The organism is Paenibacillus alginolyticus DSM 5050 = NBRC 15375 (assembly GCF_000422905.1).
In the GTDB taxonomy this organism is placed as follows: domain Bacteria; phylum Bacillota; class Bacilli; order Paenibacillales; family NBRC-103111; genus Paenibacillus_E; species Paenibacillus_E alginolyticus.
On the sequence record NZ_AUGY01000033.1, the window covers coordinates 70,841 to 81,183 of the forward strand.

Consider the following 10,343-nt stretch of genomic DNA (forward strand, 5'->3'; position numbering starts at 1 on the left):
ATGAAAAAAGTAATGATCATCGGCGCTGTCCGAGCTGGAAAGTCAACGTTAATCAAAGCCCTGTTTGGAGAATCGGAGCCTGCGAGCAAAACCCAAAGTCTCATATATCGAGATTGGATCATTGATACACCCGGTGAATACAGCGAGAATCCTTTGTATTATCGCTCCCTGATAGCGACCTCTCATGAGACTGCAGCTGTTGTACTTGTGCAGGATGCTACTCGGAACAGAAACTATTTTCCTCCCGGATTTGAACAGGGGTTTCCGATGTTGACACTTGGGGTCGTGACTAAAATTGATCACCCGAAGGCAGACATAGATAGAGCCATAAGCCTTCTAAGGCAGTCATTGCCTGAAGGTGAAATCTTTTTAACATCGGCTGCATCCACTGAGGGAATTCAAAAGCTGAAGGAAAGACTAATGGAGATTGTAAAGGACTAAATCCACGATGTGAAGAGGGATTCATGGTGGCACCGATCATGGAATTGTGCAGGAATCACACGATTTTAAGCGAGGAAGAAGCCCAGACGATCAAGGAGATGGCCGCTCAGCTGCAATTGATAGCCGATGTGTCGGAATCGGATGTATTTATTGACTGCCCGCTTGCAGACAAGGGTTCGGCGCTTGTGGTTGCCGAGGCACATCCATCCTCAGCCCCATCCCTGTATAAAACATCCGTCGTCGGACAATATGCTTTTGCGCAAAATGAGCCTGCTGTAATGTTTTGTCTACTTTCCGGGCAATCCGTGATCGGGTCGAGAGGCATCTCACAGGAGCAGATTGCTATTCAGCAGAACGTCGTGCCAATCCGCTCAAGAAGCGGCAATGTCATCGGAGCCTTGATTATGGAAAAAGACATCTCCGAAAAGCTCGAGCAGGAGAAAAATGTGACGAGATTAATGGAAACAACCGAACAGCTGAGCGAAACGCTGCTTACTGTGGCGATGTCTCAAGGCAGTATGCAGTCGCTTATGCACGAAGGCATTGTTTTATTTGATGATAAAGAGTGTGTGACTTATACCAATCCCCGAGCTGCCGAAATGCTGAAGGAAATCGGTCATGTCGGTGTGATTAACGGGTACCCGATTGCCCAGTTGTTTTATGGCAGATTGGAAGGGAACCCTCTTATTGGCCACAAAGGACTCATCCATCAGGAGCTGCAAATTGGGCATGTATCCTTTGATCTAAAAGCCATGTCCATCTACCGGGATCAGCGGGAGGTTGGCGGCATTATTCTCATTCGCGACATTTCGGATATAAAAGAAAAAGAAAAGCAGCTAGTGATCAAATCCGCTGTTATTAAAGAAATTCATCATCGTGTAAAAAATAATTTGCAGACCGTCTCCAGTCTACTCCGGTTACAGATGCGAAGGACCAAGCTTGAAGAAGTGGAGAGAGTCTATCGCGACAGTATCAACCGTATAAACAGCATTGCTGTCATTCATGAAATGCTTGCTTATGAAGGAATTGAGACGATTCACTTCAACGATGTAGTGGACCGAATTACGAAGAACATTATCTCGTCCTCTTCCAAACCGGATCAGAACATTTACCTGAAAATTTCAGGGGATGAGCTTATTTTACAGTCCGAAGTTGCTACGACGCTTGCGCTTGTCGTCAATGAGCTTGTTCAGAACTGTGTGCTGCATGCTTTTGGGGAGAGACGTACCGGGGTTATTGAAATTTCCCTGCAATGTAGTGGCACCATCGTCTGTGTCCGTGTATCTGACAATGGCGTCGGATTGGATGGGGCAAACCATTCAGACAGGAAGGGTCATCTTGGCTTGAAAATCACAGAGACACTTGTCGAGGAAAATCTCAGCGGTGTCATTAACATAACTTCGGGTGAACAGGGTACGAATGTTCAAATCACTTTTCCGCTTTCCAAAGCGCAGCATAAGGAGGACGAATAGCCATGAAAAACGCCATCGTTGTTGTGGATGATGATCCGATCATTCGTATGGATATTCGCGAAATGCTGGAAGAGGGCGGATATTGGGTCGCAGGAGAAGCCAAAAATGGCGAGGAAGCGGTAGAACTCGTTGCCAGATTAAAACCGGACCTAGCCATCATGGATATTAAAATGCCGGTCATGAACGGTATCAAAGCGTCCCAAATTATACGCAAGCTGCAGCAGGATACCTCCGTTTTACTGCTTACGGCGTACAGCCAGAAGGAATTAGTGAAGGATGCCCGTGAGGCGGGGGTGGCCGCTTTTTTGGTCAAACCGGTGTCAGAGGAAGATTTGCTGCCCGCTGTGGAAATTGCTTTGAGTCAAAAAGAAAAAATGGATTCACTAAAACAAGACATCAAACAGTTAAAGCAATCCATTGAAGAGCGCAAAGTGATCGAAAAAGCGAAAGGCATCGTGATGATGGCATACGCCTTAAACGAGGAAGAGGCCTATCAGAAAATGCGAGCTGCGAGCATGACGACGCGTATTTCTCTTTCGAAGCTGGCGGCAAGCATTATCGTTGATGGTGTGGGGCCTTTATCCGGTGCGGTGCAGGATAGGTGAACGGGGAGATGAATAACCAGTGGATTACAAGTGTCGGCCTGGATATCGGAACGAGCACGACCAAGATGGTTATAAGTCGTTTGAAATTAGTGCGATCGTCGGGTGCTCTCAGCCTGCCTCGATTTGAGATCGCGGAGCGGGAATTACTGTACACGAGTCCGATTTACAGCACTCCGCTGAAGGGCGGCGATGAAATTAATGCGGAGCGCATATGGGAAATCGTGACCAAAGAGTACGAGCAGGCAGGAATCCGTCCGGCGGATTTGAAATCCGGCGCCGTGATCATTACCGGCGAAACAGCGAATAAAACAAACGCGAGACAAATTCTGCATCTGCTCGCCGAACGCTCGGGCGATTTCGTTGTAGCAACAGCAGGCGCTGATTTAGAAGGGCTGCTTGCTGGCAAAGGCGCTGGAGCGGAGCGCCGTTCCATGCAGATTCGAGGTGCAGTCGCCAATATCGATATCGGCGGGGGTACAGCCAATGCAGCTATTTTTCAAAGAGGCAAGCTGGTTGGAACGGTCACCTTTCATGTTGGCGGCAGGCTTATTCAATTAGACTCGAACGGTGTGGTTGTAGACGTATCGCCATCGATTCGTCCGTGGCTGAAGACGAACGGATACAACGTTAAAGCAGGTGACACAATCAGCTTTAGGTTCATAAAGGAGATCTGCATGGGAATGTGCCACTGCATGATGGATTATTTAGCCGGGCAGATCAATCCTGAGCATGATGAATCGCTTCGCTCCTTGCTGAACGGCGAGCCGCTTGCGTCAATGCCTCCCATTGGAGAATGGATGGTATCCGGAGGGATCGGCCTGTTGATGGAGGCGAAGCTGCCGGAAAACTTGGCGGATGTGGCGGTGCATCAAGATATTGGCCCTCTGCTGGCACACACATGGAAGGAACTATCGGTCCAATATCCGATTCGACTCATCCGTGCTGATCAAACGGTCAGAGCGACCGTCATAGGTGCAGGGATGCAGAGTACCGAAATCAGCGGCGCTACGGTGCATTTGGATGCATCGCTGTTACCGATACGTAATCTGCCCGTACTGGGGCTTGATATATCTCCGCAGATACTGGAACAAAATGGGCTGCTAGTGGATGCGCTAGATGCGTTGATGAAAAGCGGTGCAAGCCTCTTTGATCGGGATCAGTCACCTCCGTTCGGGCTTGCTTTAACAGGAATGAATAACCTTACTTATTCATCGCTTCAGCACTTAGCGGATCGACTGCATTTGAGCTTTATTCAACATTTTCCTGCTAGCGAAGCTATGGTGATCATCTGTGAAACGGATATCGCGAAGGCGCTCGGACAATCTCTAGCTAGACGCTGTGGACGCCGTCCGAAAGTCATTTGCATCGATCAAATCCGTGTGGAGCATGGGGATTATATCGATTTGGGCGAGCCGATATCTGGGATCATGATTCCGGTGGTGGTGAAGACGTTAGCCTTTCACAACAGAGCGGAGGGGATAAGTCAGTGAACCTGAAAACGACGTTGCTGGGTACAACCTTTCAATTCAAAGATTTAAAGGAAGTCATGGCGAAGGCAAACGAGGAGAAATCAGGCGATCAGTTGGCCGGCATCTCCGCACAGGATGCGAAGGAGCGCATTGCTGCCAAGCTGGTCCTGTCCGATTTGACGCTGGCCGATATCCGCAATCATCCACTGCTGCCGCCGGAAATCGATGAGGTGTCGCGGATCATTGAGGACGGAATGAATGAAAAGATATACACCGAGGTTCGCAATTGGACGGTAGCTGAGCTGCGTGAGTACTTGCTGCGGCAAGAAACGGGAAATGATGAAATTCGTAGACTTTCTCGCGGCTTAACGAGTGAGATGGTGGCCGCTGCCGCCAAATTAATGAGCAACCTTGATCTTGTGCAAGCTGCATCGAAAATGGAAGTTACAACGCATTGCAACATTACGATTGGCCAAAAGGGAGTGCTGTCTGGTCGGGCCCAACCCAATCATCCTACGGACAATATTCAGGGGATCAAGGCTGCTTTATTTGAAGCATTAAGCTATGGGATCGGGGATGCAGTTATCGGTATCAATCCGGTAATTGATTCAGCGGATAGCGTCAAAAATATTTTGCTGGTTACCAAAGAAGTGATGGAAAAGTGGCAGATCCCGACGCAGAATTGTGTCTTGGCACATATCAAAACCCAAATGCGCGCTATTCGTCAAGGCGCTCCTGCCGACATGGTGTTTCAAAGCTTGGCCGGCACGGAAGCTGGCAATAAAGCGTTCGGCATCGATATTGCGCTGCTGGATGAAGCCGATGAGCTTATTGCCAGGGAAGGCACAGGGACGGGGCCGAATCTGTGGTATTTTGAAACGGGCCAAGGCTCCGAATTGTCAGCCGAAGCGCATCACGGCATCGATCAGGTCACGCTCGAATCCCGTTGTTATGGCCTTGCTCGAAAATATAAGCCGTTTATTGTCAACACGGTTGTGGGCTTCATCGGACCTGAGTATTTGTACGACAGCAAGCAGGTCATTCGGGCTGGTTTGGAAGACCATTTCATGGGCAAGCTTCAGCAGCTGCCGATGGGGGTAGATGTTTGCTACACCAACCATATGAAGGCAGATCAGAACGATATGGACAATTTGGCGGTGCTGCTTTCCGCTGCAGGTGTCAATTACCTGATTGGTGTGGCCATGGCGGATGATTGCATGCTCAATTACCAATCTACCAGTTATCACGATATTGCCACTTTGAGGGAATTGATGAGGCTGCGCCCGGCCCCGGCTTTTGAACAATGGCTGGTGAAAATGGGGATCATGGAAAATGGCCGATTAACACCGCTGGCGGGAGATCCGACTATTTTTATGTAACATTGTTGATTCTTATGAAGCCAGTTTTGCTCTTGCAAAACTCTAAGGAGGAACAAACATGAACAAAGCTGTCCCCATGGATCAGCTTGTCGATATGGTGATGGCAGAGCTCGAGAAAAAGCTGTCCGCATCAAAAGCTGCTTATAATCCGGCGGCCATTCGCTCTATGAACTCTGTTCTAGATAATGAGGAAGCGCAACGATCTACCCAAGTAGAAAAGGTGTCACTGGTGTCTGAACTGGACTCAGCCCCGGCGCCCGAATTGGACACCTTCACCTCCAAAATACCAACTCCCAAATGGGAGGAAGGCATGAATGAGCTGCTTGCCAGCACCCCTGCACGTATCGGCGTATGGCGCACGGGAACGAGGGCGCTTACCAAAGAGGTGCTGAAATTTCGCCGGGACCATGCCGCTGCTGTAGATTCCATTTATGGAGAAGCGAGTCAGGCGCTTTTGGACGAATTCGGTTTGTTTACGGTGGAGACTCGTTACGAGAATACGGAAAACTATTTAAAACGCCCGGATATGGGACGTATTGTTACCGAAGAAGGAATTGCCGCCATCCAGAAAAAGTGCAAGATGAAGCCGCAGGTGCAAATTGTCGTTTCGGATGGGCTGAGCGCCAACGCGGTAGATGCCAATTTAGGCGATGTCTATCCTTCATTACTGGATTCGCTGAGTGCTTACGGGTTATCCACAGGTACTCCATTTTTCGTCCGTGGCGGGAGGGTCGCTGTCATGGATCACATTGGCGAAATTGTGCAGCCGGAGGTGCTTGTGCTTTTGATCGGGGAAAGACCTGGACTCGTTTCGTCAAAATCGCTAAGTGCTTACATCTGCTACAAACCGCGTAAAGGTACGGTAGAGAGCGACCGCACGGTGATTTCCAACATTCATCGCGGAGGTACCCCTCCTCTGGAAGGCGGTGCGCATATCGGCACAATCGTGAATAAAATGCTCGAGCAAAAGACGAGCGGTGTCAACTTGGAAATCTAACATCTAACCGTCAGTGTTCCCCTTAAGAATGTGCTTCGTTAAGAAGCTTTTCTATAAAGATGGTCCGGAGAAGGAGGTGGAGGCCGAATGGAACTGACGATTGGAATCGTAATTATTGCGGTAACGTGTTTGTTTGCTTTATGGATTGTCAGAATCGCCAACAAAAGCATTCGCGAATTCGATGAAAGCAAGCATGAAAGTTTCCTAGGGAAATGAGACTTGTGACTTGTTTGTACAAATCGTATTTATTTGATGAGGAGGATAAGAGATGAGCATACCTTCCAATCATCATGAAAAAGACAAAAGGGATTTAAACAAGTTCGGTTATGCCCAAGAACTGCTGCGTAGTATGGGTGGATTTTCCAATTTTGCGATTTCATTCTCCATCATTTCCATTCTTACTGGCGCTGTATCGCTATACGGTCACGGATTAACTTATGGCGGTGCGGGTATGATGGGCTTTGGCTGGCCGATTGTCGCCCTTTTTGTTATGTTCGTAGCGGCAGTCATGGCTGAGCTCGCTTCCGCGATTCCGACGGCTGGTGCCTTGTACCACTGGGCGGCTATTTTGAAAAACAAACGCTGGGGCTGGTACACCGCATGGATCAATCTAATCGGCCAAATCGGGATTGTGGCTGGTATCGATTATTCGGTAGCCCTATTCGCTGATCCGCTCATCGCGAGTGTGTTCGGTTATGAATCTAACAATACAACCGTGTTGATTTGTTTCACGATCATTTTACTTACGCATGGCATTCTGAATCATATTGGGATTCGTATCGTTTCAAGACTTAACGACTTCTCCGCATGGTACCATATCGCTGTGGTGGCGGTGCTTGTTTTGTCTCTTGCCTTTTTCACCAAAGGAAACTTGAATCCTGTCGATTATTTGTTTAAAGTGGGCGAAACATTCTCAGATAAACCGTATATGTTTGCTTTTCTGATCGGACTTTTGCAAGCGCAGTGGACATTTACGGGGTACGACGCCTCCGCTCATACCATCGAAGAGACCATTAACCCTCGTGTTCGGGCGCCTTGGGGTATTTTCACATCCGTTGCCTACTCGTTTGTCATTGGATTCGTGATGCTTGCTTTTGTTACCTTGTCCATCAAGGATGCCGGTGCTGCTGCGGGTTCAAGCAATGCCTTCATCTATGTCATCAGCCAAGCGCTTGGCGGTACATTCGGTTCTGTTATCCTATGGCTGGTCACCGCCGCGATGTGGTTCTGCGGTCTAGCTTCCATCACTTCCTTTTCACGTATGATGTATGCCTTTTCTCGAGACAAAGGGATGCCGATGAGCCATCAATGGGCCCAGATTTCAAAGAAATACCGTACACCTGCTAAAGCCATTTGGCTGGCCATAATTCTATCTTTCCTACTCGCTTTCATCGACTATATCATCAAAATGGTTAATCCCGATGCGACTTATACGACGATTGCGTTCCTAACAGCGGTTAGCGTTGTGGGCCTATATGTGGCTTACGGCATTCCGATCTATCTCAAGCTGAGAGCGAAAGCAGAAGGCAGATTTCAAGATAAGCATCTCGGACCGTGGAATCTCGGAAAATACAGCACGTTCATCTCAGTCGTCGCGCTTTTGTGGATCATCTTCATCTGTATCGTCATGGTGATTCCTCCCAATCAAATGGCCGGCTATGCCGTAGCTGGGATGCTGATACTTCTGATCATTATGGATTTGGCTTATTATAAAAATCACTTCCCTGGGCCACAGGCCGCACTTAACACTTCCATGGAAGAAATCGTTCGCCGGGAAAAAGAACTTGAGAAAACCTCCTCTGTATAACATTTGCTAGATTGGGGCATCCTTTTACTAGAGTTTAAGATTCTAGTAACGAGGTGCCTTTTTATATGCAGAAATCTTGGATATTATCGATCATTTGTATCTCCATTATAAGTATAATTTTTGGCTGGGTTCGCCATGCCGATGCGCAAGGTGAGCAAGAAGCACTTCAGTTATTGAACACAGTGAAACCGTACATGACGAGTGAGAATCAAATAACCTTCAAATATACAGGCTATTACAGTACGTGCAGTGGTATTAATCAAAATTTGCTGCAAGTTGGGAAGAAACTATCTCAAGCTTTTGGAACTCCTCAGGCAGAAGTGTTGAGTGAATCTAATTCACATCCGATCTATACAGCGAAATCCGAGGTTGCACCCGGAGCGGTCGTCACCGTAACCGTTGCAAGTCCGCTGGGACAAGCTGCCTGTTATGTCGTCTTGCGATTAGACGCTTCTGATGAAGCCGAACAGTCGGAGTTGGTTAATTGGCAAGAGCAAGCAGGCGAACAATTAAAGAGGCTGGGTATCAATGGCCAATGGAATGTTATGGTGCAAGGTTATGTTAATGAACAAGAACAGTCTGGTCAAAAGAGTTCCACTGAGCTGGTAAATGCTATTGCTCTAGCTTTTAAAGGCAAAATCGTAGAAAGCTATAAGGACCAGAAAACGGTAAGTGCGTCGTTGGCGTCTAAGGAGTTCCATTCTTCTGTTAAGAGCGGTAGCCAAACGGTGAATCTGCAGGTTGCTATGCATCAAGAATCTACGACAGGCAAGTTTCGACTAACCGTAGGCACTCCGATCATAACGATGGAGTATTGAAAGTACAGTGTGAAGGTGCAGTTAATGCTGCTCCTTTTTTATTTGCTTCTATTTTTGGGTCAGATCAAATTTAATAGTTTTCTCAGGTTTAATAGATAAATAGATTGGTTAGAATGAGTAACAAATAGAAAATAAAATTGAAGTATATAAGAAAGTAAGCAAGGAGGTGATCTTAACATGCTGAAGAAAGCCAATCAAAAGAAGCCGATCCTGCCATCGAATAATCCCGTTATTATAAATAATCGCTATTGTTTCCTGATGTGGGCCAAAACGGGTAATAAACGATATCTGAATATACTCCGAGGAGTGGGAATATGACAACGATAACCAAGCCGGTCATCCCTAGTATAATTGCAGAATCGATTGAAAGCCTCCGTAGTGAGGGATGGGTGGATGACGACTTCTTTAACTTTTCGCAATATGATGAGGAATGTCCAGAAGCTCGCATTTTATTTCATTACTTTCGGAACAATCGTGCAACTTTTGCAGCGGCTATCGTCAACAGTTATGTGGTTCATGAAAGGATTATGGAAACTAGAGCAGCAGAATAAGCTGCTAGTTGAACAAAATTATAATGCCTTTGTTTTCGGATTACTAAACATTAATCGGTTTGACGATTGCTTTCAAAAAAGGAGTATAAAGAACACGTGCTCAAGCGGCAGGTGTTTTTTTGTTACCACATAAGAAAATATAAGTTTTCGGTTCCCAAAAACCGAATTTCTTATTGGCGATAAAACCTCATATAGGGATCTTTGGTCGTAGAGCAAAGTCTCTCCGCTATAGGGATCTTTGGTCGTAGACCAAAGTCTCTCCTCGTTAAACGCGGTCGCTCATCTTTGAATAAGTAAGGGGATGTTATTAAAGTAGGTAAGTATCAACCTTATAAACTTTTTTGTAATTGGAAAAATAAAACATTGCAATACGTTTAATAACCATGGTATATTATCACTCCGGCCGCAAGACAGGCTGGTGAAAGTAACTTGAAAAAAACTAGTTGCAAAATAAAAATCAGTATGGTATATTACTTTTCGCTGCTTCGGTAACACGGCAGTGAACGAAAGAAATTGATCTTTGAAAACTGAACAACGAGTGAGTAAGCACGAACGAGAAATCGTTCAAAAAGAGATTGTAAAATCTCGCTAGCAACGCAAATGAGCAATTAAGCTTTCAAATAGTTTTACTATTATGGAGAGTTTGATCCTGGCTCAGGACGAACGCTGGCGGCGTGCCTAATACATGCAAGTCGAGCGGGTTTATCCTTCGGGATAAGCTAGCGGCGGACGGGTGAGTAACACGTAGGTAACCTGCCTATAAGATCGGGATAACTATCGGAAACGATAGCTAAGACCGGATAA

Annotated in this window: 10 protein-coding genes and 1 rRNA gene; all 11 read left to right on the top strand. The window is 46.8% G+C overall.

Translation table 11 applies throughout. The features are described 5' to 3' along the window. Positions 1–441, top strand: a complete 441-nt coding sequence (locus tag G519_RS0115890; protein ID WP_029195551.1) for a EutP/PduV family microcompartment system protein — start codon at positions 1–3, stop codon at positions 439–441. Positions 442–464: 23 nt separating this feature from the next. Then, positions 465–1,913: a sensor histidine kinase gene (locus G519_RS0115895; protein WP_029195552.1), complete on the top strand. Its 1,449-nt coding sequence runs from the start codon at positions 465–467 to the stop codon at positions 1,911–1,913. Positions 1,914–1,915: 2 nt separating this feature from the next. Then, entirely contained in the window at positions 1,916–2,518 is a 603-nt protein-coding gene (locus G519_RS43250) for an ANTAR domain-containing response regulator (RefSeq protein WP_051253431.1), read from the top strand. An 8-nt stretch (positions 2,519–2,526) separates the two neighbouring features. Beyond that, positions 2,527–4,008, top strand: coding sequence for an ethanolamine ammonia-lyase reactivating factor EutA (locus G519_RS0115905; RefSeq protein WP_029195553.1), 1,482 nt, complete (start codon positions 2,527–2,529; stop codon positions 4,006–4,008). Next, positions 4,005–5,366 (top strand): ethanolamine ammonia-lyase subunit EutB, encoded by a 1,362-nt coding sequence (locus G519_RS0115910; RefSeq protein WP_029195554.1) that lies wholly within the window; start codon positions 4,005–4,007, stop codon positions 5,364–5,366. The genes G519_RS0115905 and G519_RS0115910 overlap by 4 nt, the downstream gene beginning before the upstream one ends. A gap of 58 nt (positions 5,367–5,424) precedes the next feature. Beyond that, positions 5,425–6,363: an ethanolamine ammonia-lyase subunit EutC gene (gene eutC, locus G519_RS0115915; RefSeq protein WP_029195555.1), complete on the top strand. Its 939-nt coding sequence runs from the start codon at positions 5,425–5,427 to the stop codon at positions 6,361–6,363. 87 nt (positions 6,364–6,450) lie between these two features. Continuing rightward, positions 6,451–6,579, top strand: coding sequence for a hypothetical protein (locus tag G519_RS52985; RefSeq protein ID WP_261304047.1), 129 nt, complete (start codon positions 6,451–6,453; stop codon positions 6,577–6,579). A gap of 52 nt (positions 6,580–6,631) precedes the next feature. Continuing rightward, positions 6,632–8,170 carry an amino acid permease gene (locus G519_RS0115925; protein ID WP_029195556.1) on the top strand — a complete coding sequence of 513 codons (1,539 nt, stop codon included), beginning with the start codon at positions 6,632–6,634 and terminating at the stop codon, positions 8,168–8,170. A 65-nt stretch (positions 8,171–8,235) separates the two neighbouring features. Beyond that, complete coding sequence (locus tag G519_RS0115930) at positions 8,236–8,988, top strand: YwmB family TATA-box binding protein (protein WP_029195557.1); 753 nt, start codon at positions 8,236–8,238, stop codon at positions 8,986–8,988. A gap of 314 nt (positions 8,989–9,302) precedes the next feature. After that, entirely contained in the window at positions 9,303–9,539 is a 237-nt protein-coding gene (locus G519_RS0115940; RefSeq protein WP_029195558.1) for a hypothetical protein, read from the top strand. 631 nt (positions 9,540–10,170) lie between these two features. Then, positions 10,171–10,343: ribosomal RNA gene (locus G519_RS0115945) — 16S ribosomal RNA — on the top strand; the annotation flags it as partial.

Bases quoted from the DNA above. Each gene is read 5' to 3' on its own strand.
- G519_RS0115890 (WP_029195551.1), top strand. From the start codon at position 1: ATGAAAAAAGTAATGATCATCGGCGCTGTCCGAGCTGGAAAGTCAACG.
- G519_RS0115895 (WP_029195552.1), top strand. From the start codon at position 465: ATGGTGGCACCGATCATGGAATTGTGCAGGAATCACACGATTTTAAGC.
- G519_RS43250 (WP_051253431.1), top strand. From the start codon at position 1,916: ATGAAAAACGCCATCGTTGTTGTGGATGATGATCCGATCATTCGTATG.
- G519_RS0115905 (WP_029195553.1), top strand. From the start codon at position 2,527: ATGAATAACCAGTGGATTACAAGTGTCGGCCTGGATATCGGAACGAGC.
- eutC (WP_029195555.1), top strand. From the start codon at position 5,425: ATGAACAAAGCTGTCCCCATGGATCAGCTTGTCGATATGGTGATGGCA.
- G519_RS52985 (WP_261304047.1), top strand. From the start codon at position 6,451: ATGGAACTGACGATTGGAATCGTAATTATTGCGGTAACGTGTTTGTTT.
- G519_RS0115925 (WP_029195556.1), top strand. From the start codon at position 6,632: ATGAGCATACCTTCCAATCATCATGAAAAAGACAAAAGGGATTTAAAC.
- G519_RS0115930 (WP_029195557.1), top strand. From the start codon at position 8,236: ATGCAGAAATCTTGGATATTATCGATCATTTGTATCTCCATTATAAGT.
- G519_RS0115940 (WP_029195558.1), top strand. From the start codon at position 9,303: ATGACAACGATAACCAAGCCGGTCATCCCTAGTATAATTGCAGAATCG.